Origin of the sequence: Paracoccus sp. TD-10, assembly GCF_048270675.1 — a bacterium.
Taxonomy (GTDB): Bacteria; Pseudomonadota; Alphaproteobacteria; order Rhodobacterales; family Rhodobacteraceae; genus Paracoccus; species Paracoccus pantotrophus.
Genome location: NZ_CP182420.1, coordinates 302,713 through 324,941 on the forward strand (window position 1 = coordinate 302,713; position 22,229 = coordinate 324,941).

The window sequence follows — 22,229 nt, forward strand, 5'->3', positions numbered from 1 at the left end:
AAGCCATGCTGGAAACCGCGCTGCTGATGCTGACGCTTACCGCCGACGGCGATCTGCGGGTCACGCTGTCGCCCGCTGCGGACGCGGCCGAATGCGAAATCGACCGCGAAACGGTGGTAGGCATCCTTACCGATGCCGGGCAGCCGCCACTGGTCGCGCTTTGCGGGCAGACGGCTCTGCGCCTGACACCTTTCGTCCACGGCGCTGGACCGGCCGAAGAAACCCACCGCTACCGGGTCGAACTGCCCTCGGCCGGCGGATACGCCATCACGCCCCTCGCCGAGGGAGAGGCTTGCACGACGAAGGAGCATGCGGAGCCGGCGATCTATTGCACGCGTTCGGCGCAGGCGGTCCTGCCGGATGGCTAGGCCCGCCCTCGTCGCGGCGCCGACGCATCGGCGCGAAAAGCCTCCAGCCGCGCCTGGAAGTGCTCCACCAACAGCGGAAAGAGCGTCGCTTGAAGACCTCTTTGCTGCGGAAAGCCCGCAACCGCTGGCCGACGCCTTTCCCGGAAAGCGCGCCGTCCATCCCTTCATCGGCATGGATCCGGTGCCCGAAGGAACTGTTCCTAGACACTGGGACGAAATTTACAGGAGCCCGCGAAGGAACCGTGGCGTCGCCTATATTCATGTTCCCTTCTGCGAGAACCACTGCCTGTTTTGCGGCTTCTACCAGAACCCGTGGTCCGCAAGCGTAGGGCCGCCCTATGTGGATGCGGTGATCGCACAGCTCGAGTCCTTCGCACGAAGCCCAGCACATGACGGCCCGCCGCTGCAGGCGGTCTATCTCGGCGGCGGTACGCCGACGGCGCTTGCCTCGCCCGACCTTGCGCGACTTGTCATGGCCATTCGCCGCTGTCTGCCGCTGGTACCCGATTGCGAGATCACCCTGGAGGGCCGCGTCCAGTCCTTCGACTGCGACAAGGCACTTGCCGCCTTCGATGCCGGCGTCAACCGCATCTCTGTCGGAGTCCAGAGCTTTTCGGAACGCATTCGCCGCCCCCTGGGACGGCGCGCGGGGACCGCGGGCGTCATTTCCTTGCTCGAGAGCCTCGTCGGCCTGGATCGCGGGGCCGTCGTCGTCGACCTGATCTATGGTCTGCCGCAGCAGAGCCCCGAGGACGTGGCCGGGGATGTCCGGCTTTGCGCACAACTGGGGCTTGACGGCCTGGATCTCTACTCGCTGAGTCTGATTGCGGGCACGCCCCTGCTGAGCGCGATCGAGAAGGGAAAGCTGCATCCGGCGGCCGGCTCCAGCCTGGGGACGTATTTCGCCGCCGGCGAGGAGGCAGCGATGGCCGAGGGCTGGTCCGCCATCTCGACCACCCACTGGCAGGGTAGCCTGCGCGAGCGCAACGTCTACAATCTCGCGGTCAAGACAGGGGCCGATTGCCTGCCCTTCGGCGCCGGGGCGGGAGGCTTCCTGGGTGGGTTCAACTATCGCATCACGGCAGACCTGCGCGATTTTGCCGCCCGTGCAGGATCCGGCACCTGCCTGACCGCGGCCATGATGCGCGCCACTCCCGCCGCCCCGATCCACAATGCGCTGAAATCCGGTATGGAGCGGGGACGCCTCGACACAGTCGCCGTAGACGCCGCGCTGGCAAGGGTCTGCGGATCGGAAGCCGCCAGCTTCTCGACCCATGCCGCCCCCCTGCTGGCGCAATGGAGCCGCGCTGGTCTTCTGGAGCCCTACCATCGCTTCCACCGCCTGACCCGGGCCGGCCGTTTCTGGCAAGTAGCCATGACCGGGCGGCTCATCACCTGGCTGCGCCAGCATCCTGACCTTGGAGACCGACATGGCAGACCTGACAGTTGACCCCATTCGCGCCGCGTTGGCCGAAACGCCCCATGCTGCACTCGAGGATATCGCCCGCAAGGCTGCCACTACACCGTTGGCCGTTCTGGACGCCCTGCCCGAAGGCGAGGTTGTCTCTCTGCCGGGCACCACACTGCCCGAGGTGCTGAAGGATATAGCCCGCTGGGGTGAGATCACCCTGATCGTCCACACCCCGACTGTGATCCTGGAAGTAAAGGCCCCGCTCGGCCACAGTGAAATCGGCAATGGCATGCTTAACCTTCACGGAAAGCCGATCGGGGGACATATCAAATATGAAGCCTGCGCTCGTGTGGCTTTTGTACGTCGAAAGCTATTCGGCATCGAAACACGTTCAGTACAATTCTACGCCAAGGACGGCCTCTGTATGTTTAAGATCTATTTGGGTCGCGACGAGGGCCGACAATTGAAGGCAGAGCAGATCAGCGCCTTCGACGCGCTTGAAGCGCGCCTCATATCTGCTTGAACCCGTGACGGCGAAGACTCTCGTAAGTTTTGGGACCGTCACGCTTTAATCGGCTCGCCTGTCTGCGTGTCAACTCACTGACCAGAGTTCCGCGAGCTGATGTCAAGCGCAAGGAGAAGTCAAATGAAGAAGTATATAAATAATGGCCATTTGAGACCGCCCCGATTACACAGGCGAGTAATCCACCTCAAATCGCCTCAATTAAACGTATCCCCCGCAAAGCCCCACACTATTGTTTTGCGACGAATGCCCGTTATATAAACAACACTACACTCAAAAATCTGGGAAACAAAGCTTACACTAGAAGGGAAGTCAGTCTCGATAAAATTTGATCTTCAACAGCTCAATAATTGACCCAGCCCAATGCTGTCAGTATCTTAGGTCATGTTGACAAATGGCGGAGCCAGAGGCGGATCGACGTGATGTCGATGAAGCCCAGGAAGCTTTCGGCGGTCTTGTCGTAGCGGGTGGCGACGCGACGGGCATTCTTGAGCTTGTTGAAGCACCGCTCAACGAGATTGCGCAGGCGGTAGAGCCTGCGGTCAACGGCGACCCGTAGCTTCCGGGTTTTGCGCATGGGGATGACCGGCACCACGTCGCGCACCTCCATGGTCTTGCGGATGTTGTCGGAGTCGTAGCCGCGGTCTGCGAGCAGAACGCTTGGCTCGGGCAGGTTGTCAGCCATGACCAGATCGAAGCCGAGGTAGTCCGATGTCTGCCCGGCCGTGATCTCGGTTCTCATGGGCAGGCCTGCCGCATTGACCCGCAGATGGATCTTGGTCGTGAAGCCACCTCGCGAGCGGCCGAAACCTTGGCGCGGAGTCCCCCTTTTGCGCCCGCTGCCTGATGATGAGCGCGAACCACGGTGCTGTCGATCATCTGCAGCGCATCCGGCACGATCCGGCTCTCGTTCAGCGCCTCCAGGATCTGTTCCCACAGCCCCGCCAACGTCCAGCGCCGGAACTGCCGATAGACAGACGACCATTTGCCGAACTCTTCCGGCAGGTCGCGCCAGGGCGACCCCGTTCGGGCGATCCAGAAAATCCCATCCAGAACAAGCCGATGGTTCGTGGGCTTGCGGCCGTTCGGAGAACGGACAGCCAGGATGAAGCGTTCAAAGAACGCCCACTCGTCGTTCGACATCAGGTTTCGTGCCACGCTGGTCTCCATTGCAGATACCAGCTTGAATCACGATCACCGCGCCCGGTGAATCCCTTTTGTCAACACGCCCTAATATAAACATATCCAACGGCGGGCCGGCGGAGTTTTTAATTATGGCCAACCGATATGAAAAATGGACCGACGACCAGCGAAAAAATCGGATAATGGAATTGCGCCACCTCCGCTATGTCATCGCAGCGGTGGAGCATGGCAGCTTCAGCGCGGCGGCGGGTGAACTCGGCGTGCGGGAATCCGCGATCAGCCGGCGCATCCGCGATCTCGAGGACGAGACCGGCGCAGCGCTCTTCATCCGCCACAAGCGCGGTGTGACATTGACCGATGCAGGGAGGAGGTTCCTGACGCATGCCCGGCGGGCGCTCAACGAGGTCGACCTGGCCGTCAAGGATGTCGGCGCGGCCGGCCGGGTCGAGCATGGCGTATTGCGGATCGGCATCTTCGCCTCGCTGGCCTCGGGCTTCCTCGCCGATCTGCTGCGCCGCTACAACGACGATCATCCCGGTGTGCGATGCGTGATCGTGGAAGGCAACCCGAGCGATCACATCGCCGCCGTGCGCCAGCATTGCATGGACGTGGCCTTCCTGACCGGCACACCCGAAGCGGCGGAATGCGATGTCGAGGTCTTCTGGCAGGAGCGGGTGTTCGTGGCGCTTCCGAAGGACGACGATCTGACGGTCCGAAAGCGGATCGCCTGGTCCGAATTGCGTGACCGGCATTTCGTCGTCAGCGAGGCCGGTCCGGGACCGGAGATCCACGACTATCTGGTCCGGTATCTGTCGGAACTGGGTCATCACCCCAGTGTCGAGCGCTGCCCAGTCTCCCGTGACACGCTGATGCAACTGGTCGCCCTGGGCAACGGGTTGACGCTCACCAGCGAAGCGACAACCGGCGCGACTTTTCCCGGCGTCGTCTTCCGGCCGCTCGCAACGGAGCCCCTGCCCTTCTGCGCGGTCTGGTCGCCACGCAACGACAATCCGGCCCTGCGCCGCTTGCTCAGCCTGACGCGGACCCTGTCGGCGCAAGACAGCAAGGCACGATGAGTCAGTCACCAGGTCGACGTCCAGCACTGACGCCCCGTTTTGCCTTAGCGAACCCGCGATCCGAGGCCAGAAACCGCTCCAGCATCGGCACGAGCAGTTTCTGCGGCGGGACCGCGGCACGCGTTCCGCCCGAGCCTGTGCGGCCCAGCAACTCGCCGTAAAGCACCAGATCCCTGTGCAGGCTGGCGGGCAGTTCGACGGTCAGCTTCACGGGCGTATCATCCGCGATTGGTCCCAGCTTCAGCTTCGTCATGGTGTCATCCTCCCGCATTCTCGAACACCAAATCTCGCCCCACAAGAATCCTGACCGGGAAGCCCGGCCGGATGGTCAACGTCGGGGCGACCTGCAGCTGGCGCTGGACGATCTTCTGGCCGGTCTGATTGACGGTGTCCTGGGCGCCGTCGCGGATGGCGCGGATCAACCGGTCCTCCTCGTCGCCGGCGGCGAGTTCGGTGCCCACCGCCAGCAGGGTCGAGAGACCGGCGGCCTTCATCAACTCTCCCCAGTGATAATCGACCCCGTCCTCGAGTCCGGCGTAACCGGCGGCATCGGCGCCCGGCAGGCGCTCCAGCACCAGCGAGCGGCCGTCGGGAAAGATCAGCCGGTTCCAGACCAGCAGCACGCGGCGCTGGCCGAAACGGACGCCATCGTCGTATTCGCCGATGATGCGGGTGCCCTGCGGGATCAGCAGGAACGAGCCGGTCGGGCTGTCGTAGACGGGTTGGGTGACCTGGGCGATGATCTGGCCGGGCAGGTCGGAGCGGATGCCGGTGATCAGCGCCGCCGGGATCACCGAGCCGGCCTGCAGGACGTAGGGCGAGGCCGGGGCTTCGACGCGATCCGGGGCAACGGTGATGCGATCTGCGGCGCCGCCCAGGAACGCCGCATGCGGATCCTGCGTGGCTGCGGCGCCGGGCTGTCCCATGGTACCAAGCGCGCCTGGGGTCTGACCGGCTGGCCCTGCGCCCATGTCCGACCCGCCCGCAGGCCGTGGCCCACCCTGAAAGAACACGCCGCTGAGCCGTGCGGCCTCCTCCTCGGCCAGCCGTTGCTGCTCGGCCGCGTCCATGGCGGGTGCGGCCTCGAGCGGCGCGGAGATGTCCGCTGCAGGCACCGGCGCGCCGCGGTTGCGGGCATCAAGGATCGGCTTGCCGAGATCGCCGGGCAGCGCCGGGCCGAGGGCGGGGCCGCTATAATCATGCGGCAGTTCCGCCAGCCCGTCGGCAGTGGCGCGGTTTTCGGTGGAGAACAGCTCCTCGCCGCCACGTTCCACATCTTTACTCTGCAGGGCGAAGATCAGCGCCGCACCGATGCCGAGCGCGGCAATGGCAGCCATCCCCGCCAGCACCTTGCGCGACAGCCGGGTGACGCGCGGCGGTTCGGCGCGCAGCCGCATCGGCGCGGCAGAGGTGTTCCTGTCGCTCATCAGGACGAGCCTTTCGTCGGTGCGCGGGTCGGTTGGGCGACCGCCCGTGTCTGTTCCATACGGATAATCCGCACCACCTGTTGGCGCTTGCCGGACCCGAGGCGCAGTTCGGCCACGCCGAAGAGCCGGTCCACGATCAGCACGTTGCCGTGGACGCGGCTGTTGACGATCTCGGGCGCACCGTCCGGGCCGATGACGAAGAGCGGCGGCATCTCGCCCTGCGCGATGCCGGGCGGAAAGACCACATGGACCCGGCGACCGTCGTCGAAGACCGAGACCGGCCGCCAGGGCGGGCTCGCGCCTTGGACCTGCAAGCCGTAGCGATGGTTGCGCGCCGATTTCCCAGGGATTACCGGTGCTGCAGGAGGCGCCTGTCGCTGCACCGCTGCCGAAGACGACGCGCTTTCCGGATAGTGCCAAGACACCGCCGGCATCCAGGTTTCTTCGTCGGCGCGCAGTTCCAGCATATAGCGGCGCCGGTCGGTGGCGATCACCAGATTGGTGCTGATCTCGGGCCGGGTCGGCTTGACCAGCACATGTACGCGGCGCGACGCGCCGCTGCCGCTCTCGGTCTCGCCGATGATCCAGCGGGCGGTGTCGCCGGCGGCGATGGGTCCGGTGCCGGTCAGGCGCTCGCCCGGCTCCAGCGCGATATCGGTGACCTGTCCGGGCGCGGCATAGACCTGATAGAGCGCGCCCTCAGACCAAGGATAAACCTGGATGGCATTATAGTAGCCCTCGCGGCGCGGCTCGACCCGCGCGGCGAGATTGGCGTTCGTCACCCGGCTTTCCGGGTTTTCCGCCGCGTTGCCGCCCTTTGCCGGGGTCCAGCCCGGCGGCACATGCAGCGGTTTCGGAGCTGGTTCTGCAACGGCGGCAGGAGGCGATGGCAGGGGCGGCACGGTGTCGTCATAGCTGAATTGAGGAGTCTTGCTGGTGGCGCAGCCCGCCAGCGCGGTGGCCGACAGCAGGACCACGGCCAGTACGGATCGGGGCAAGCTTCTCGCCCGGGCGCCGATCATTCCTTCGGTGAGAACAATTGTCATTAGCTCAACTCCCGCGACCATGAGATCGCATTGACATAGATGCCGAGCGGATTGGCGCGCAGGACCTCGGCGGTGCGGGGCGTCTGGATCACCACGGTCAGGATCGCGGTCCAGCGCTCGGTGGATGACAGCTGGCCGTTCTCATAGCGTTTCTCGGTCCAGGCGACCCGGAAGCTGTCGGGCGAGGCGCGGATGACCGAGGAGACCTCGACCGAGACCTGCCGCTCGCCCAGTTTCGAGAAGGGATCGTTACCGCGGGCATGGTCGTTCAGCGCCGCGGCGCCGCGATCGGTGGTCCAGTCATAGGCGCGGAGCCAGTTCTGCCGCAGGATCACCGGATCGGCAGGAATCGAACGGACCTGCTCGATGAAGCGGCCGAGATGCCAGGCGATCTGCGGATCGGTGGGGCGATAGTCGGCCGCGGCAGGCGCGACGGCCTGGGCCTGGCCGAGATCGTCGACCTGCACCACCCATGGCACGACGGTGCCGCGCGCCGATTGCCAGACCAGGACGCCGGCGAAACCGGCGGCGAGGATCAGGCAGGCGAAGGCCATCAGCCGCCAGTTCCGCGCCTGCACCCGGGCGGAGCCGATGCGCTCGTCCCAGACTTGCGCGGCCTTCTGGTAGGGCGTGACCGGTTCCGGCGTCTTGCCGTAATGCGTGGTCGGACGTCTGAACAGGTTCATGGCTTGTCGCTTTCGGAAAGGGAGACGGATGTCCCGGGACCATGGCTGTCGCCCGAGCGCACGGCATGGGCGGCAACGGTCGCGCCCCGGCCAAGGGACTGCCCGCGCATGCGCTGCGCCCAGGCGGGCGCATTGCCGCCGGCACTGGTGTTTGCGCCACCCGCATCAGCGGCGGGGCCACCGAGCGTGCCCTGCGTGGTCGATCCCCCGGTGCTGGTGAAACCGGCCTTCACGCCGGCTTCGCGCTTGGCCTTGAGACTGGCCGCCGCCCGACGCAGCGGGGTCATGGCAGCGATGCCCGCGCCCTTGCCGACGCCGGCGGCACCGGAGAGGGCGCCGTCGATCCCGGATTGTCCGGCCGAGTTCAGGGTATAGGCGGCGGAGGCGGCGCCCGCCGTGGCGGCCCCGCCGCGCGCGGTCGCGGCGATGCCCTTCGCGCCGAGCACCGTGGCGCCACCGGCGGCCATGGCCGCCCCGCCCACGGCCAGTCCTGTCCCCGCGACCGCCCCGGCGCCAAGCTGCGGACCGCCGGAGACCAGGCCGGTCGCGATGCCGGGGCCGAAGATGCCGAGGCCCAAGAGGGACAGCGCCGCCAGCACGATGGCCATGGCGTCGTCCACGGTCGGGGCGACGCCGCCGAAGCCGCTGGTGAACGCACCAAACAGCGTCGAGCCGATGCCGATGATCACCGCCAACACCAGAACCTTGATGCCCGACGAGACGACATTGCCCAGCACGCGCTCGGCCATGAAGGCGGTCTTGCCGAAGAGGCCGAAGGGGATCAGCACGAAGCCCGCCAGCGTGGTGAGCTTAAATTCGATCAGGGTGACGAAGAGCTGCACGGCGAGGATGAAGAAGGCGAGGATGACCAGCGCCCAGGCGAAGAACAGACAGAGGATCTGGAGGAGGTTCTCGAAGACCGCGACCCAGCCCATCAGGTCGGAGATCGATTCCAGCAGCGGCCGGCCGGCATCGAGCCCGGTCTGGGCGACGCGGCCGGGGCGCATGAGATCGCCGGCGGTGAAGCCGGTGCCGGAGGCCATCAGCCCGAGCCCGGCGAACGACTCAAAAACGATGCGGGCGAGGCTGTTCCAGTTGGTGATCAGCCAGGCGAAGACGCCGACGAAGATGGTCTTCTTGACCAGGCGCGCCAGAATGTCGTCCTCGGCGCCCCAGGCCCAGAACAGCGCGGCCAGGGTCACGTCGATGACGATCAGCGTGGTGGCGATGAAGGCGACCTCGCCGCCCAGCAGGCCGAAGCCGGAGTCGATATAGCTGGTGAAGACCGCCAGGAAATGGTCGATGACCCCAGACCCGCCCATGGATGATCACTCCGCTTCAGGGGAGACGGCAGGGCGGGATGGCTCGGGGCTGGGACTGCGCCCGAGGAAGCGATCGCGGGTTTCGGCCCAGATGTGTAGGCAGTCGGCATCGTCCGCCGCCGCTTCGCCCAACCGCTGGCAGCGGCGCTGGCCCTCGCGCAGCGGATCTTCCGGCTGCGACTGGCTCTGCTGCCCGGGAAGCGGCGGCAGATCGCCGGTCCGTTCCATCCGGATCAGGGTGACGGTCATGACGATCGCCAGGAACAGGATGGCAATGAGCCGGGCCATCGCCTTGCCTCCCATGATTGCGCCTCCTCGGGGCTTCAGTTGTTGAATATCCGGGCATTGCCGGGCTGGTAGCCGATGCCGGGCGTCAGGAAGCGTTCGCGCTGGATGCGGCCCTGTTCGGTGGCCGCCGCGCGCTCAGCCTCGGCGAGCGCCTCGGCGCGGCCGGTGGCGGCGAGGAGCGCGGTGAGATCGGAAAGCTGCTGCGATTGCAGGGCCAGCAGCTGGTTGCCGGCCTGGCTGGCCTGCAAGGCACCGGTGGCACCCTGGCTCTGTTCGACCAGCGTCGCCATCTCGGCCCGCTGCGCCTCGATGTTGTTGGTGACGCCGGCCTGGACGCGCATGGCGTCCTGCAACCCGCCCATGGTGTTGCTCCAGCGGGTCCGGGCATCGGCCAGGAGTTGTTGTTCGGACATCGAGAGATCGGGCGTGCCGTATTCCTGCTCGAACGCCTGGTCGACCTCTTGCACCTCGAAGGCGATGTTCTGGGCCTCGTCCAGCAGTTGCTGGGTGCGGGTGACATTTTGTTGCAGCTGCTGCAGCGAGCTATGCGGCAGGCTGGCGAGATCGCGGGCCTGGTTGATCAGCATCCGCGCCTCGTTCTGCAGCGAGGCGATCTGGTTGTTGATCTGCTCCAGCGTGCGCGCCGCGGTCAGCAGGTTCTCGGTATGGTTGGTCGGGTCGTAGACAATGCGACCGAAGCCGCCGAAGAAGGCTTGGGCTGGCGGAGTCAGGACCGGGGCCAGCGCCAGCGGTGCCGCCAGCGCAAGGACCAGTGCCGTGGTGCTGACGGAACGGGTGATCATGGATGGTCTGCGCGTCATGGCGCGGTCTCCTTATCTGTGCTTGTTTCTGGTCCTGCCTCTGCGAGGGTGGATGCTGCCTTGGCGTCGCCGGGCGCGACCGCGTCACCGGCAGGTCCTGTCTCCGCGTCGGTGAACCCGGCATCGTCCGGTCCCGCCCCGTGATCAGTGCGTGCCGTTTCTGAACTGATCGGTTCAGATACAGGCATGCCGGTGGCTTCCGGCGCCAGATTGGCGAGGTCCGGGATCAGCTCGGCCGCCCAGTCTACGCCGCGCGCCCGGAGCCAGGCGGAGAGGAAGCCGTCACGTCCATGTTCGGCGAGGACCTGACCGATCAGCGTTTGATCGGATTTGGCGGATGCGGCGCAGAGCGCGAGACCGACTTCGCTGAGGCCCAGCTCGAACAGCCGGTTGCCACGCCGGGACTGGCAATAATAATCCCGCTTGGGCGTCGCCCGCGCCAGGATCTCGATCTGGCGGTCGTTGAGGCCGAAGCGGCGATAGATCGCGGTGATCTGCGGCTCAACGGCACGCTCGTTGGGCAGCAGCAGCCGGGTCGGGCAGCTCTCGATGATCGCCGGGGCGATGGCGGAATTGTCGATATCCGACAGCGACTGCGTGGCGAAGACGACCGAGGCGTTCTTCTTCCTGAGCGTCTTCAGCCATTCGCGCAGCTGGCCGGAAAACCCCTCGTCGTCCAGCGCCAGCCAGCCCTCGTCGATGATCAGCAACGTGGGTCGCCCGTCCAGCCGGTCGCCGATGCGGTGAAAGAGATAGGACAGAACCGCCGGCGCGGCGCCGGTGCCGACCAGGCCCTCGATCTCGAAGGCCTGCACCGAGGCCGCGCCCAGATGCTCGCTCTCGGCGTCGAGCAGCCGGCCCCAAGGACCGCCGATGCAATAAGGGCGCAGCGCCTGCTTCAGATCGTTGGATTGCAGCAGCACCGCGAGGCCGGTGATGGTGCGTTCTCCGACCGGCGCCGAGGCCAGCGAGGTCAGCGCTGTCCAGAGATGCTCCTTCACCTCTGGGGTGATGGCGATGCCTTCGCGCATTAGGATGGCGGAAATCCAGTCCGCCGCCCATGCCCGTTCGGCCGCATCGTCGATGCGGGCCAGCGGCTGCAGGGCGACGGAATTCTCCGCATCCTCGGACAACCCGCCGCCGAGATCATGCCAGTCGCCGCCCATGGCCAGCGCCGCCGCCCGGATCGAGCCGCCGAAATCGAAGGCAAAGATCTGCGATCTTTCGTAGCGGCGGAACTGCAGCGCCATCAGCGCCAAGAGCACCGACTTGCCCGCCCCGGTCGGACCGACCACGAGGGTATGGCCGACATCGCCGACATGCAGCGAGAAGCGGAACGGCGTCGCGCCTTCGGTCTTTCCAAAGAGCAAAGGGGGTGCATCGAAATGCTCGTCCGACCCCTCGCCGGCCCAAACGGCGCTCAACGGCACCATATGGGCGAGATTCAAAGTGCTGATCGGCGGCTGGCGCACATTGGCATAGGCATGTCCCGGTAGCGAGCCGAGCCAGGCGTCCACCGAGTTCACAGTCTCGATCATCGCGGTGAAGTCGTGGCCCTGCACCAGTTTCTCGACCAGCCGCAGCTTCTCGTCGGCGATGCTGGCGTCCGCGTCCCAGACGGTGATCGTCGCGGTGACATAACCCATGCCGGCCACATCCGCGCCGAGTTCCTGCAAGGCCATGTCGGCGTCGGTGGCCTTGTTGGCGGCATCGGTATCGACCAGGGCCGCGGGCTCGCTGGTCATCACCTCCTTCAGGATGGCGGCGATGCTCTTGCGCTTGGCGAACCATTGCCGCCGGATCTTCGTCAGCAGTTTCGTCGCATCGGTCTTGTCGATAAGGATGGCGCGGGTCGACCAGCGGTACGGAAAGGCGATGCGGTTCAGCTCGTCGAGAATGCCGGGCGTCGTCGCGGTCGGAAAGCCGGTGATGGTCAGCACCCGCAGATGCTGCTCGCCGAGCCGCGGCTCCAGCCCGCCGGTCAGCGGCTGGTCGGCGAGCAGGGCGTCGAGATGCATCGGCACTTCCGGCACGCGCAGGCGCTGCCGGTTGGTGGAGATGGTGGAATGCAGATAGGTCAGCGTCTCTGGATCGTCGAGCCAGCGGCATTCCGGCATGAAGCCGTCGAGCAGCGCCAGCACCCGGTCGCTGCGGTCGATGAAACCGCGCAGCAGTTCCCAGGGATTCACCCCAGATGTCTCGCGGCCCTCGTAGAGCCAGCTTTCCGCGCGGGCCGCCTCTTCGGCCGGCGGCAGCCAGAGCAGGGTGAGAAAATAGTCCGAGACGAAATGGCTGCCTTCCTGCTCGAAATCGGCCTTGCGCTCGGCATCGACCAGCGCCGAGGCGGGATCGGGGAAGCGGCTGTCGGGATAGGTGGCGGCTTCGGACCGCTGCGCCTCGACGAAGATGGCCCAGCCCGAGCCGAGGCGGCGGAAGGCGTTGTTCAGCCGCCCCGCCACCGCGACCAGTTCGGCGGCCACGGCGGAATCCAGATCGGGGCCGCGGAATTTCGCCGTGCGCTGGAACGAACCGTCCTTGTTCAGCACCACGCCCGGCGCGACCAGCGCCGCCCAAGGCAGGAAGTCGGCGAGGCGGGAAGCGGTGCGGCGATACTCGGCGAGATTCATCATCGCATACCTCCGTCAGACCGAGAGATGGCCGGGGAGACGCAGGTGGCGGCGCCCAACCTCGACGAAGAGCGGGTCGCGCTTCGCCGCCCAGACGGCGGCGATGTGACCGACCGCCCAGATCAGGATGCCGGCCAGCCAGAGCTGGAGGCCGAGACCTACGGCGCCGGCCAGGGTGCCGTTCAGGATGGCGATGCTTCTCGGCGCGCCGCCGAGCAGGATCGGCTCGGTCAGGGCGCGATGCACCGGGACGGAAAAGCCCGGTACGTCGGAAAGCTGCTCGAAGCCCTGCGTCATCAGACCAAGGCCCCGCCGCCGAAGCTGAAGAAACTGAGGAAGAACGAACTGGCCGCGAAGGCGATGGAGATGCCGAAGACGATCTGGATCAGCCGGCGAAAGCCGCCGCCGGTATCGCCGAATGCCAGCGTCAGGCCGGTGACGATAATGATGATCACCGCCACGATCTTGGCCACCGGTCCCTCGACGGAATCGAGGATGGATTGCAGCGGCGCCTCCCAGGGCATCGAGGAACCGGCGGCATGGGCGGCGGGCGCCAATACAAGGCTGACATAGGCGAAGCTGGCGGATGCCGCGATACGGCGGGGAAGCTTCAATGCAGGTCGGATCATGGAGAATCTCCGATGTTTTGATGGGTGTCGGTCTCGGTGTCGGGAATCACGGGTGCGATGCGGTATTCGCCGTCCGGCCGAAGGCCCTCGACCCGGACCAGTTCGGTGAGACGGCGATTGCTGCCGCGTCCGGCCAGAACGGCGATCAGATCCACGGTCTCGGCGATCAGCGCCCGTGGCACGGTGACCACGGCCTCCTGGATCAGCTGTTCGAGGCGGCGCAGGGCTCCGATGCCCGATCCGGCATGGATGGTGCCGATCCCGCCGGGATGGCCGGTGCCCCAGGCCTTGAGCAGATCCAGCGCCTCGGCGCCGCGCACCTCGCCGATCGGGATGCGGTCGGGCCGCAATCGCAGCGATGAGCGGACCAGATCGGAAAGCGTCGCGACGCCGTCCTTTGTGCGCATCGCCACCAAATTCGGCGCGGCGCATTGCAGCTCGCGGGTATCCTCGATGATGACGACGCGGTCCAGCGTCTTCACCACCTCGGCCAGCAGCGCATTCGTCAGCGTGGTCTTGCCGGTGGAGGTGCCGCCGGCGACGAGGATATTGGCGCGGGTCACAACGCCAAGCCGCAGCGCCTCGGCCTGCATCCGGCTCATGATCCCGGCGGTGACATAGTCGTCGAGCGTGAACACGGCCACGGCGGGCTTGCGGATCGCGAAGGCCGGCGCGGCGACCACCGGCGGCAACAGGCCTTCGAAGCGTTCCCCTGTCTCGGGCAGTTCCGCCGAGACGCGTGGGGACCGGGCATGGACCTCGGCGCCGACATGATGCGCGACCAGTCGGATGATCCGCTCGCCGTCGGCAGGGGACAGCCGTTCGCCGGTGTCGTTCAGACCCTCGGAAAGCCGGTCGATCCAGAGCCGCCCGTCGGGGTTCAGCATCACCTCGACGATATCGGGATCCCGCAAGAGGGCGGAGATGGCAGGCCCGAGCGCGGTGCGGAGCATGCGGGCGCCGCGCTCCACCCTTGCCTCGATGTGGTCCGAACCTGCCATCCCGTCCCCCGTTCCACCGGGGCGGCGAGAGGAAAGCCCCGGATGGGGTCGACTAAAAGAGCCTCAAAACGAGAGAGTGCAACAGCTATTCAGCTGCCGTCGTAGTCTGGCGTAGAAAGACAGGGAAACGGCGGTTTTGCCCTTTCGGGAAAACCAGCGCAGGTGGCGGCAGGCTGACGAATCAACTCCGGTATGATCAGCATCACCAGCCACTAACCTTGACATCATTTTTTCAGTGACGATATCAATGATGTCAGTTTCCGGGAGTCGCAATCGCCATGCCCGCCATCACCATCCGCAATCTGTCCGCCGAGACGCATCGGGCGCTGAAGATGCGCGCGGCGCAGCATGGGCGCAGTACCGAGGCCGAAGTGCGCGACATCCTCGAACAGGCAGCGCGACCGCAGAACCGCGTCCGGCTGGGGTCGCTGCTGGCCGAGATCGGCCGCGAAGCGCGGATGAGCAAGGAAGAGCACGCCCTGTTCGAGACTGCGATCCGGCGTGACCGGACCCCTGCCCGACCGATCGATTTCGACGAATGATCCTGCTCGACACGAATGTGGTCTCCGAACCGATGCGGGACGCGCCGGATGCCGGAGTCGTCCGCTGGATCGATGAGCAGGCGATCGAGACTCTGCACCTTTCGGCCATCACCGTGGCCGAGATCCGGTTCGGCATTGCTGTGCTTCCCGACGGCAAGCGCAAGGCCCGCCTGCATTCCCGTTTCGAGAAAGAGATCCTGCCGCTGTTCGAGGACCGCATCCTGCCCTTCGGTCTCGCAGCCTCGGAATGCTACGCAAGCCTGATGGCGCAGGCGCGCGGCAGGGGAACGATCATCGGCCAGGCGGACGGCTTCATCGCCGCAATCGCCGCCGCCGTCGAGTTGACCGTCGCGACGCGCGATACCGCGCCGTTCCTGGCTGCCGGCATCACCGTCATCAATCCATGGGAGGAGGCGAGATGAACCCGGAAGCCGTATCGGGCCGCCATTTTCGTCAAATGCCGAATATTTCCGTCAGTTTTCTGACCTAAGGAACTCCCGTGAGGGCCGCTGGGAAAAGCCTTTAGCGGTCGCACGAATGAGGGAAAAAGCGACCTTGCCGATACCTCGGATGAGCCGGCGAACCGGAACCCTGGAGTGCGAGGCGTGGGAGAGTGCTTGTGGCAGTAAGTTGTTACCCGTGGATTTGACCGTTGCTAGCCTCTCGGAGGTTAGGGGCCTGCGGAAGAAATCAAGGGTTGCGCTCCGGCTGGCGTACCATACGCTGTCCGACCACGTTCGTTTTCTCAAGGGGAGCAGATGCCGCGATACCCGCACTGGACCGAAGCTGAGTTTCCGGCTGCGAAGACCTTCTGGGCGTCGATCGCAAAGATCGACGAGAAGATGAGGGAGGATCCATATCGCTGGACCCTTTCGAAGGAGGCAAGGCTTGGTCAGTATGCGGACTTCAAACCGGGAAAGCTTTCCCATTGGAAAAACATCATCCGGACTAGCGGCCAGGTCACGCCGACGGAACTGAGTCTCAGGGGCGGGGACGATTTCGACGTCATGGACGGCCGGCATAGGATCTATGCCCTCCACGAGGAGGGGTTCACGGACGTGCTTATCCAGGTCCTCCCGATGGAGCCGGGCGATGAGGGGAAAATTGATAGGCTAGCGGAACGTCTCGCGCCTTAACCATCCCCAATGGCAATAATTCCCCGCAAAACAAAGGCCTGTGTTGGCGGGAAGCGGCGAGCCCGCCATGGTGGGTGTTCGAGATGAAACGACACGCTCCCGCTCTTGATGCAATGATCCTCGAATAAGAATCCTCGCCATTTAACGGTCCTGGCTACCGCCCCGCCGGAACAGAAAGTGTTGTCATACGGCCCCTTCGGCAGGGTCGAGTTTGGCCGGCTCATCCCCCGCCCCCGCGACATCCTCCGGTATCTCCTTGAGAAAGCTCTCGCCGGATTGCAGCCTGCGGCCGAGGGTCTCGACGAAGCCCTCGAAGCGTTCGCGGCCCTTGGCCTGGGCGGCGGCGTAGCCCTCGGCCGGGACCGGCGGCGTGACGGTCAGCCAGAAGCGGACGAAGAGCGCCAGGGTTTCGGCGCAGAGGCCGACATCGCGTTCGAGCCGCATGATCTGGCGCGACATGCGGTCGAGCCGGCGGGTAAAGGCCGCCTCGCGCCGGTCGGCATCGTCGGGCGAGAGAAAGGAAGCGACGGCGGCCTCGACGATGGCCGAGCGCGAGACCTTCCTGCTGTCGGCGAGATCCGAGATCTGCCGCAGCAGTGCGGGCGGGAAATAGACGTTCAGTCGTTGGCGCATGTTTTTTGACTCCTTACATGGGAATATCGTCGCCGGGATCCATCGAGGCCTGCCGGGCGACACCAGCCATCTTGCGGCGCAGCGCCTGGCGCTGGCGCGCGGCATCCGCCTGATCGTCACCGAGCAGCTGCCTGAACTCGTCCTCCGGCGACGGTTCCTTCCGTTCGTGGACGATCTCGACATGCTCGGGCAGTTCCGGCTCGCGGCGCAGGCCGGAATTGGCCTTGTCCTGGCGTTTTGCCTTGGACGTTTCACCGGCCCCTGCCCGATCCGCCGCCTGCTTCGGCGGCTTCAGCCCGGTCCAGTCGTCTGGTCGCGGTGATGGAGCAACCTCGCGCGGATCGGGCGGGGCCAGCATCCGCTCCCTGAAGCGCGGATCGGCATAGTAGCGCGCCTTCCGGGCCCGGATCGGCGGAGTGCCCGCGACCATGACGATCTCGTCCTCCGGCGGCAGCTGCATCACCTCGCCCGGTGTGAGCAGCGGCCGGGCGGTCTCGGAGCGCGAGACCATGATATGGCCGAGCCAGGGCGCGAGGCGATGGCCGGCATAGTTCTTCATCGCCTTCATCTCGGTGGCGGTGCCGAGCGCTTCCGAGACCCGCTTCGCGGTGCGTTCGTCATTGGTGGCGAAGCTGACCCGGACATGGCAGTTGTCGAGGATCGAGTTGTTCGGGCCATAGGCCTTCTCGATCTGGTTCAGCGACTGCGCGATCAGGAAAGCCTTCAGCCCATAGCCGGCCATGAAGGCCAGGGCGGATTCGAAGAAGTCCAGCCGCCCCAGCGCCGGGAATTCGTCGAGCAGCATCAGCACCCGGTGCCCGCGGTCCTTCGCATGCAGATCCTCGGTCAGCCTGCGGCCGACCTGGTTCAGCACCAGCCGGATCAGCGGCTTGGTGCGCGAGATGTCGGAGGGCGGCACCACCAGATAGAGCGTCGAGGGCATCTCGCCCGCGATCAGATCGGCGATGCGCCAGTCACAATGCGATGTCACGGCCGCCACGACCGGGTCGCGATAAAGGCCGAGGAAGGACATCGCCGTGCTCAGCACGCCGGAGCGTTCGTTCTCGGATTTGTTCAGCAGTTCCCGTGCGGCGCTGGCGATGACCGGGTGCGGTCCGGCCTCGCCCAGATGCGGGGTCTTCATCATCGCCGCCAGGGTGGCCTCGATCGAGCGGCGCGGATCGGAGAGGAAGGCCGCGACGCGCGCGAGGGTCTTGTCCTCCTCGGCATAGAGCACATGCAGGATGACGCCGACCAGCAGCGCGTGGCTGGTCTTTTCCCAATGGTTGCGCTTTTCCAGCGAGCCCTCGGGATCGACCAGGATATCGGCGATGTTCTGGACGTCGCGCACCTCCCATTCGCCGCGGCGGACCTCCAGCAAGGGATTGTAGGCAGCCGAGGCCGCATTGGTAGGATCGAAGAGCAGCACCCGGCCATGCCTGGCCCTGAACCCGGCGGTCAGCTGCCAGTTCTCGCCCTTGATGTCATGGACGATGGCCGAGCCGGGCCAGGTCAGCAGCGTCGGCACCACCAGCCCGACGCCCTTGCCGGATCGGGTCGGCGCGAAGCAGAGCACATGCTCCGGCCCGTCATGGCGCAGGTAGCCCTGATCGTAGCGGCCCAGCACCACCCCATCGAGACCGAGCAGCCCTGCTCGTTCGATCTCGGCGCGGCCAGCCCAGCGCGCCGAGCCATAGGTGTCGACATCGGCAGCCTCGCGGGCCCGATAAACCGACATCAGGATGGCGATGCCGATGGCGAGGAACCCGCCCGAGGCGGCGATGATACCGCCCTCGACAAAAATGCGCGGGGCATAGGCGTCGTAGAAATACCACCACCAGAACAGGGCCGGCGGGTAATAGACCGGAATGCCCCAGACCTCGAACCAGGGCGGCCCGAGCTGGGGTTGGAAGCCGAGCCGCCAGGCCGTCCATTGCGTGCCGGACCAGACGAAGATCAGCACGATCAGGAAGACCACGCTGATCTGGCCCCAGAGGATCTTCGTGCCGGACATGGAAACACCTCCTTTCAACAAGGGTTCTTGCGTTACAGCCCGAGGTCGCGCCTGCGCCCCAGCGACCAGTCGATGCCGTCGCCCGGTTTCGCCACGCCGGAGACATGCCGGCCGATCTGGCCTTCGAGGTCGCGCGACCAGGGCACCAGCTGGAAGCTCAGACCGTCGTCGATGACGGCGAAGCGGCCCGACGAGAGGGACAGCTGCCGGCCACAGGTGCCGGCGACATTGTCGCCAGCTCTGGCTTGCACATGCCGCAGCCCGGTTTTCCGGGCGAGCTCGGCACCGACCGCATCGAGTTCGCGGCGGCGCAGGGTGGCGAGCAGATGGCGCCGCACCAGGATGCGCCCACCCTCGCGCCGGGCGAGGCCTTCCCCGACCAGATGCTCGGCGCGGGCATCCATCGCCTCGCGCACCTCCTTGCCGAAACCGCCCATGGCCAGCGGCATCGGCCGGCGCTCGACCAGACGGTGATCGAGCCAGGTGGCGCCCGGCGCGGCGATCTGGCTTTGCAGATCCAGATCGGAACGATGGGCGAGCCACAGCGTCGGGTTCGGATCCTCCGGCCCGCCGAAGCGGCGCAACTCGACGATGCCGCCGAGCGGCGGGGCCTGGTCGAAGGCCTCGATCCCGCGCAGGCGGATATGATGGGCGCGGCCGTCGGTGCCGTCGATCACCGCATAGGCCTCGCCGGTCAGCTCGTCATGCAACCCGAGATCGACCAGTCGGCCGATGACGGGCGCGCCGTCCCGGCCGCTGTCGGTGACATAGTCGAGAACAGCCCGTTCCTCGCCACGCCCGGCGAAGGCGCGGTGCATCCGGCTGACGATATCGCCGCGCCGGCCGAGGTCGCGCAAGGTGGATTCCGCCTCCAGCCCCAGCATCCATTCGCCGGGACCGGCCGAGGTGGCGAGGCCCATCTTCTCCAGATGCTGCAGCCGCCCGATCATCAGCCGCCGAGGTTCGGGACTCCGGCCCGCCGGTTCACCCTTGATCGGGGCGTCGGGGCGCAGGTCGATGAAGCCCAGCTCGTCGGCCTGGCGCCGGATCGCGGCATCGAGCCGGGTCCAGCGTTCCGCCGTCACCTCGCGTTCCAGGGCGGAGCGGATCTCGTACTCCTGCTTCGGGCCGAGTTCGAGGGAGACCAGTTCCTCGGCCCGCGAGCGCAGCCCGTAGCTGATATAGTCGCGCGAGATGACCAGATCCTTGCCGGCGTCGTCCTTGCCGCGCAGCAGCAGATGCACATGCGGGTTGTCGGTGTTCCAGTGATCGGCGGCGATCCAGTCGAGCTTCGTGCCGAGATCGGCCTCCATCTGCTTCACCAGATCGCGGGTGAAGGCGCGCAGGTCGGTCATGTCGGACGCATCCTCGGGGGAAACAATGAAGCGGAAATGATGCCGGTCGTCCTGGCAGCGCTCCGCGAAGGCGGGATCGTCGGCATCGTCGCTGCGGGCGTCGAACATCAGCCCGTCGCTGTCGTCGCGGTGGACGCCCTCGCGCTGGAGATAGGCGAGATGGGCCGTCATCGGCGCCGAACGGAAGGACCGGCCCCTGTGCCGGACCACCCGCGCCTTCACCACCACCCGGCGCTGCGGCGAGAACAGCCGCGAGCGGCTGAAGCCCGCCCGCCCGCGCCCGAAGGTGGAAGGACCGGTGCGGACGGGTCGCCCCGAGGACGACGAGCCCCCGGTCGGTGTCGCCTTTCGAACCGGCCCCGCCTTCCGTGCCGCGCGCAGCACCTGATTGACGAAGCTGCCGCTGCGCGGCGCCGGGGTCGAGCGCGGCCTGCCCGGGCGGATGCGGAACTCGCGGTCGTCATGGCTCATGCCGGACCTCCCTGCCCCGCGATCCGCGCAACAGTGCCGAAATCGGTGCTGAAATCGCGGCGAAACCCGGAAAAAGCGGCACCGCCGCCGACCGACCGCCCCCGGAAAAGACCCGCCATGTCAATGGCGTAGGTCTTGGACGGGCCGGGGCTTTTACCTTGCCATAGCCCCAAGGGCGGCGTGGCCCCAAGGGCCGCGCCGCCCGTTCCTTCGCTGGGATACGCTGCAGTGCGATTTCTGCGATCGGGGCTCATGACGGACCTCCCGGTCGGGATCGCCCCCGGCGGGCACTATCCGATGGCGGCGGGGTCGGCAGCGGATCCTCCGGCAGGGTGAACTTCCGCTGCCATGAGTGCCATGCCGCGGTGACGGCGCCGGTGCCGGGAAACAGGTCGTCGAGCGTGTCCTCGGGCCGCGCGGCGACCATCTCGAAGCACCAGTGACAGACGGCTTCCGGCTTGGCGCCGGTCAGGCCGCGACGCAGGGTGATGCTCTCCTGGATCCAGTCGCGCAGCACCAGCCGCTTGCTGACCACGGGTTTCCGGGCGGCTTTGACGATCACCGGCTCCCAGGCCCAGGCGACCGGCACATTGCGCTTGAAGGCGGCGAAGCCTTTCACCCAGGCCATCCAGCGCGCACCCGCCCGTTCGACCGAGGGCGCGAGAACAGCGATGGATCTGGGCGTCGCGGCGGCATGCAGGATCCAGCCGTCGTAGTCGCGTTCGAGCCGCTCGATCAGCGCCGTATGATCGACCTCGCCGGCGTAATCGGGCCGGTCACGGTAGAGATGCGCGCAGCCGATATAGAGCGGGTCGGCATAGGCGATTTTCATGGCTGCAGGCTCTTGTCTGCGCAGTCGGCGCAATATCTGGAATGATTTTTCATTGCGCTGTTCCCGCGTCGGATCGACGAATGAACAGACTGTCGGGCTGCGGTGCGAGGGCGTCTGAAGCGGTGTCGGGCGGTTCGGCAGACGGTTCCGGATCGGCAGCCAATGCCCCATCGGACTGCGCTGGTTCTGCATCGGACCGGTGCATGAACAGACCGCCGGGCTGCACTCGTTCTGCAGTCGGGCTGTCGATCCTGCTGCCGGCAAAGAGCGGCGCCTCGCGCCAGTCGGGCGACGGTTTCACGGCGGTGCCTCCACCGGGAAGCGGCGAGCCGCCGAGCAACGGCGCCAGCGTTGCAACATAGGCACGGGTCTCGGCCGGCAAGGCCCGGCCCGAGATCAGGTGTTCGTCGTAGCGCCCCGGCCCGGCATTGTAGGCTGCCAGCATGGCGGCGACGGTGCCGTAGCGGTCGTGCATCTCGCGCAGATAGGCGGCGCCCGCAAAAATGTTGTCGCGCGGATCGAACGGATCGTCGCCGAGAGCATGGCGCGCGCGCAGCGCCGCCCATGTCTCGGGCATGATCTGCATCAGCCCCATGGCGCCCTTGGGCGAGACGGCCTGCGGATTGCCGCGGCTTTCCACATGGCGCACGGCGCGGATCCAGCCGGGCGGAATGCCGAAGCGCAGCGAGGCTTCCGACACATGGACCGCGAAGGGGTCGCGGGTTTCCTGCACGGCCGGCTGCATCGGCTGCACGGTCTGCGCCAGCGGGCCGGCAGCCGGGAGGGCGACGAAAGCCAGGCCGGAAAGAAGAAGGATTGCGGCACGACGGGCGGTACCAGCCCGCCCGTCGGCACGTTGATGGAGGAAGACCGGCATC

Annotated in this window: 25 protein-coding genes; 7 read left to right on the plus strand and 18 right to left on the minus strand. The window is 66.4% G+C overall.

Annotation, left to right across the window (positions count from 1 at the left end; translation table 11 throughout):
* The first annotated feature begins 5 nt into the window (after positions 1-5).
* From ACNKFW_RS20210 to hutX, 3 genes are read left to right on the plus strand one after another with little or no spacing between them, the layout of a single operon-like run.
* Positions 6-368 (plus strand): hypothetical protein, encoded by a 363-nt coding sequence (locus ACNKFW_RS20210; RefSeq protein ID WP_072462925.1) that lies wholly within the window; start codon positions 6-8, stop codon positions 366-368.
* On the plus strand, positions 361-1,818 hold the full coding sequence (hutW, locus tag ACNKFW_RS20215) for a heme anaerobic degradation radical SAM methyltransferase ChuW/HutW (protein WP_218152326.1): 1,458 nt from the start codon (positions 361-363) through the stop codon (positions 1,816-1,818). The genes ACNKFW_RS20210 and hutW overlap by 8 nt, the downstream gene beginning before the upstream one ends.
* The gene (gene hutX / locus ACNKFW_RS20220; protein ID WP_072462926.1) at positions 1,799-2,302 is read left to right on the plus strand and encodes a heme utilization cystosolic carrier protein HutX; all 504 of its coding nucleotides are present in this window, start codon (positions 1,799-1,801) and stop codon (positions 2,300-2,302) included. Before hutW ends, hutX begins: the two co-directional genes overlap by 20 nt.
* A gap of 382 nt (positions 2,303-2,684) precedes the next feature.
* Here the strand turns inward: hutX and ACNKFW_RS20225 are convergent.
* Positions 2,685-3,472, minus strand: a protein-coding gene (locus ACNKFW_RS20225) for an IS5-like element ISPme2 family transposase (RefSeq protein ID WP_088238952.1) whose coding sequence is annotated in 2 segments (ribosomal slippage) — positions 2,685-3,136 and positions 3,136-3,472 — 789 coding nt in all. Because the reading frame shifts where the segments join, the coding sequence is not laid out codon by codon here.
* A gap of 155 nt (positions 3,473-3,627) precedes the next feature.
* Here ACNKFW_RS20225 and ACNKFW_RS20230 point away from each other — a divergent pair.
* On the plus strand, positions 3,628-4,521 hold the full coding sequence (locus ACNKFW_RS20230) for a LysR family transcriptional regulator (RefSeq protein WP_256233578.1): 894 nt from the start codon (positions 3,628-3,630) through the stop codon (positions 4,519-4,521).
* Between the two features lies 1 nt (position 4,522).
* On the opposite strand, the gene ACNKFW_RS20235 is transcribed toward ACNKFW_RS20230, so the two are convergent.
* From ACNKFW_RS20235 to trbB, 11 genes are read right to left on the minus strand one after another with little or no spacing between them, the layout of a single operon-like run.
* Positions 4,523-4,774: a DUF2274 domain-containing protein gene (locus tag ACNKFW_RS20235; RefSeq protein WP_072462955.1), complete on the minus strand. Its 252-nt coding sequence runs from the start codon at positions 4,772-4,774 to the stop codon at positions 4,523-4,525.
* A gap of 4 nt (positions 4,775-4,778) precedes the next feature.
* Entirely contained in the window at positions 4,779-5,948 is a 1,170-nt protein-coding gene (locus ACNKFW_RS20240) for a TrbI/VirB10 family protein (RefSeq protein ID WP_072462928.1), read from the minus strand.
* Entirely contained in the window at positions 5,948-6,970 is a 1,023-nt protein-coding gene (gene trbG / locus ACNKFW_RS20245) for a P-type conjugative transfer protein TrbG (protein ID WP_072462929.1), read from the minus strand. Before trbG ends, ACNKFW_RS20240 begins: the two co-directional genes overlap by 1 nt.
* Before the next feature lie 23 nt (positions 6,971-6,993).
* Positions 6,994-7,680: a conjugal transfer protein TrbF gene (gene trbF, locus ACNKFW_RS20250; protein WP_285049680.1), complete on the minus strand. Its 687-nt coding sequence runs from the start codon at positions 7,678-7,680 to the stop codon at positions 6,994-6,996.
* Positions 7,677-9,002 carry a P-type conjugative transfer protein TrbL gene (gene trbL / locus ACNKFW_RS20255; protein ID WP_072462931.1) on the minus strand — a complete coding sequence of 442 codons (1,326 nt, stop codon included), beginning with the start codon at positions 9,000-9,002 and terminating at the stop codon, positions 7,677-7,679. The genes trbF and trbL overlap by 4 nt, the downstream gene beginning before the upstream one ends.
* 6 nt (positions 9,003-9,008) lie before the next feature.
* On the minus strand, positions 9,009-9,305 hold the full coding sequence (gene trbK-alt, locus ACNKFW_RS20260; protein ID WP_072462932.1) for a putative entry exclusion protein TrbK-alt: 297 nt from the start codon (positions 9,303-9,305) through the stop codon (positions 9,009-9,011).
* Between the two features lie 20 nt (positions 9,306-9,325).
* On the minus strand, positions 9,326-10,111 hold the full coding sequence (gene trbJ / locus ACNKFW_RS20265) for a P-type conjugative transfer protein TrbJ (RefSeq protein WP_166435567.1): 786 nt from the start codon (positions 10,109-10,111) through the stop codon (positions 9,326-9,328).
* Positions 10,108-12,741: a conjugal transfer protein TrbE gene (gene trbE, locus ACNKFW_RS20270; RefSeq protein WP_418025786.1), complete on the minus strand. Its 2,634-nt coding sequence runs from the start codon at positions 12,739-12,741 to the stop codon at positions 10,108-10,110. The genes trbJ and trbE overlap by 4 nt, the downstream gene beginning before the upstream one ends.
* Before the next feature lie 12 nt (positions 12,742-12,753).
* Positions 12,754-13,035 carry a VirB3 family type IV secretion system protein gene (locus ACNKFW_RS20275; protein ID WP_072462935.1) on the minus strand — a complete coding sequence of 94 codons (282 nt, stop codon included), beginning with the start codon at positions 13,033-13,035 and terminating at the stop codon, positions 12,754-12,756.
* Complete coding sequence (locus ACNKFW_RS20280; protein ID WP_072462936.1) at positions 13,035-13,367, minus strand: TrbC/VirB2 family protein; 333 nt, start codon at positions 13,365-13,367, stop codon at positions 13,035-13,037. Before ACNKFW_RS20280 ends, ACNKFW_RS20275 begins: the two co-directional genes overlap by 1 nt.
* Complete coding sequence (trbB, locus tag ACNKFW_RS20285; protein WP_074991011.1) at positions 13,364-14,368, minus strand: P-type conjugative transfer ATPase TrbB; 1,005 nt, start codon at positions 14,366-14,368, stop codon at positions 13,364-13,366. The genes ACNKFW_RS20280 and trbB overlap by 4 nt, the downstream gene beginning before the upstream one ends.
* A gap of 278 nt (positions 14,369-14,646) precedes the next feature.
* On the opposite strand from trbB, the gene ACNKFW_RS20290 reads away from it, so the two are divergent.
* From ACNKFW_RS20290 to ACNKFW_RS20300, 3 genes are all read left to right on the plus strand, one after another.
* Positions 14,647-14,910 (plus strand): FitA-like ribbon-helix-helix domain-containing protein, encoded by a 264-nt coding sequence (locus ACNKFW_RS20290; protein WP_072462938.1) that lies wholly within the window; start codon positions 14,647-14,649, stop codon positions 14,908-14,910.
* The gene (locus ACNKFW_RS20295) at positions 14,907-15,332 is read left to right on the plus strand and encodes a type II toxin-antitoxin system VapC family toxin (RefSeq protein WP_072462939.1); all 426 of its coding nucleotides are present in this window, start codon (positions 14,907-14,909) and stop codon (positions 15,330-15,332) included. Before ACNKFW_RS20290 ends, ACNKFW_RS20295 begins: the two co-directional genes overlap by 4 nt.
* A 336-nt stretch (positions 15,333-15,668) precedes the next feature.
* Positions 15,669-16,046 (plus strand): hypothetical protein, encoded by a 378-nt coding sequence (locus ACNKFW_RS20300; protein ID WP_072462940.1) that lies wholly within the window; start codon positions 15,669-15,671, stop codon positions 16,044-16,046.
* Positions 16,047-16,229: 183 nt separating this feature from the next.
* Here ACNKFW_RS20300 and ACNKFW_RS20305 read toward each other — a convergent pair whose 3' ends face one another.
* Genes ACNKFW_RS20305 through ACNKFW_RS20330 form a run of 6 tightly spaced genes read right to left on the minus strand, consistent with a single transcriptional unit; the run spans position 16,230 to position 22,228 of the window.
* Positions 16,230-16,679, minus strand: coding sequence for a CopG family transcriptional regulator (locus ACNKFW_RS20305; protein WP_017998408.1), 450 nt, complete (start codon positions 16,677-16,679; stop codon positions 16,230-16,232).
* Between the two features lie 13 nt (positions 16,680-16,692).
* Positions 16,693-18,693 carry a conjugal transfer protein TraG gene (locus tag ACNKFW_RS20310; protein WP_418025791.1) on the minus strand — a complete coding sequence of 667 codons (2,001 nt, stop codon included), beginning with the start codon at positions 18,691-18,693 and terminating at the stop codon, positions 16,693-16,695.
* Positions 18,694-18,725: 32 nt separating this feature from the next.
* Complete coding sequence (locus tag ACNKFW_RS20315; RefSeq protein ID WP_418025793.1) at positions 18,726-20,519, minus strand: relaxase/mobilization nuclease domain-containing protein; 1,794 nt, start codon at positions 20,517-20,519, stop codon at positions 18,726-18,728.
* Positions 20,516-20,773 (minus strand): hypothetical protein, encoded by a 258-nt coding sequence (locus tag ACNKFW_RS20320; protein WP_418025795.1) that lies wholly within the window; start codon positions 20,771-20,773, stop codon positions 20,516-20,518. The genes ACNKFW_RS20315 and ACNKFW_RS20320 overlap by 4 nt, the downstream gene beginning before the upstream one ends.
* On the minus strand, positions 20,770-21,351 hold the full coding sequence (locus tag ACNKFW_RS20325) for a hypothetical protein (protein ID WP_418025797.1): 582 nt from the start codon (positions 21,349-21,351) through the stop codon (positions 20,770-20,772). The genes ACNKFW_RS20320 and ACNKFW_RS20325 overlap by 4 nt, the downstream gene beginning before the upstream one ends.
* Positions 21,352-21,400: 49 nt before the next feature.
* Positions 21,401-22,228, minus strand: a complete 828-nt coding sequence (locus tag ACNKFW_RS20330) for a lytic transglycosylase domain-containing protein (RefSeq protein WP_418025799.1) — start codon at positions 22,226-22,228, stop codon at positions 21,401-21,403.
* Between the last annotated feature and the right edge of the window lies 1 nt (position 22,229).

Excerpts from the sequence above, each read along its gene's own strand:
- ACNKFW_RS20210 (WP_072462925.1), top strand. The coding sequence starts at position 6 with ATGCTGGAAACCGCGCTGCTGATGCTGACGCTTACCGCCGACGGCGAT.
- hutW (WP_218152326.1), top strand. The coding sequence starts at position 361 with ATGGCTAGGCCCGCCCTCGTCGCGGCGCCGACGCATCGGCGCGAAAAG.
- hutX (WP_072462926.1), top strand. The coding sequence starts at position 1,799 with ATGGCAGACCTGACAGTTGACCCCATTCGCGCCGCGTTGGCCGAAACG.
- ACNKFW_RS20230 (WP_256233578.1), top strand. The coding sequence starts at position 3,628 with ATGGAATTGCGCCACCTCCGCTATGTCATCGCAGCGGTGGAGCATGGC.
- ACNKFW_RS20235 (WP_072462955.1), bottom strand. The coding sequence starts at position 4,774 with ATGACGAAGCTGAAGCTGGGACCAATCGCGGATGATACGCCCGTGAAG.
- ACNKFW_RS20240 (WP_072462928.1), bottom strand. The coding sequence starts at position 5,948 with ATGAGCGACAGGAACACCTCTGCCGCGCCGATGCGGCTGCGCGCCGAA.
- trbG (WP_072462929.1), bottom strand. The coding sequence starts at position 6,970 with ATGATCGGCGCCCGGGCGAGAAGCTTGCCCCGATCCGTACTGGCCGTG.
- trbF (WP_285049680.1), bottom strand. The coding sequence starts at position 7,680 with ATGAACCTGTTCAGACGTCCGACCACGCATTACGGCAAGACGCCGGAA.
- trbL (WP_072462931.1), bottom strand. The coding sequence starts at position 9,002 with ATGGGCGGGTCTGGGGTCATCGACCATTTCCTGGCGGTCTTCACCAGC.
- trbK-alt (WP_072462932.1), bottom strand. The coding sequence starts at position 9,305 with ATGGGAGGCAAGGCGATGGCCCGGCTCATTGCCATCCTGTTCCTGGCG.
- trbJ (WP_166435567.1), bottom strand. The coding sequence starts at position 10,111 with ATGACGCGCAGACCATCCATGATCACCCGTTCCGTCAGCACCACGGCA.
- trbE (WP_418025786.1), bottom strand. The coding sequence starts at position 12,741 with ATGATGAATCTCGCCGAGTATCGCCGCACCGCTTCCCGCCTCGCCGAC.
- ACNKFW_RS20275 (WP_072462935.1), bottom strand. The coding sequence starts at position 13,035 with ATGACGCAGGGCTTCGAGCAGCTTTCCGACGTACCGGGCTTTTCCGTC.
- ACNKFW_RS20280 (WP_072462936.1), bottom strand. The coding sequence starts at position 13,367 with ATGATCCGACCTGCATTGAAGCTTCCCCGCCGTATCGCGGCATCCGCC.
- trbB (WP_074991011.1), bottom strand. The coding sequence starts at position 14,368 with ATGGCAGGTTCGGACCACATCGAGGCAAGGGTGGAGCGCGGCGCCCGC.
- ACNKFW_RS20290 (WP_072462938.1), top strand. The coding sequence starts at position 14,647 with ATGCCCGCCATCACCATCCGCAATCTGTCCGCCGAGACGCATCGGGCG.
- ACNKFW_RS20295 (WP_072462939.1), top strand. The coding sequence starts at position 14,907 with ATGATCCTGCTCGACACGAATGTGGTCTCCGAACCGATGCGGGACGCG.
- ACNKFW_RS20300 (WP_072462940.1), top strand. The coding sequence starts at position 15,669 with ATGCCGCGATACCCGCACTGGACCGAAGCTGAGTTTCCGGCTGCGAAG.
- ACNKFW_RS20305 (WP_017998408.1), bottom strand. The coding sequence starts at position 16,679 with ATGCGCCAACGACTGAACGTCTATTTCCCGCCCGCACTGCTGCGGCAG.
- ACNKFW_RS20310 (WP_418025791.1), bottom strand. The coding sequence starts at position 18,693 with ATGTCCGGCACGAAGATCCTCTGGGGCCAGATCAGCGTGGTCTTCCTG.
- ACNKFW_RS20315 (WP_418025793.1), bottom strand. The coding sequence starts at position 20,519 with ATGAGCCATGACGACCGCGAGTTCCGCATCCGCCCGGGCAGGCCGCGC.
- ACNKFW_RS20320 (WP_418025795.1), bottom strand. The coding sequence starts at position 20,773 with ATGAGCCCCGATCGCAGAAATCGCACTGCAGCGTATCCCAGCGAAGGA.
- ACNKFW_RS20325 (WP_418025797.1), bottom strand. The coding sequence starts at position 21,351 with ATGAAAATCGCCTATGCCGACCCGCTCTATATCGGCTGCGCGCATCTC.
- ACNKFW_RS20330 (WP_418025799.1), bottom strand. The coding sequence starts at position 22,228 with ATGCCGGTCTTCCTCCATCAACGTGCCGACGGGCGGGCTGGTACCGCC.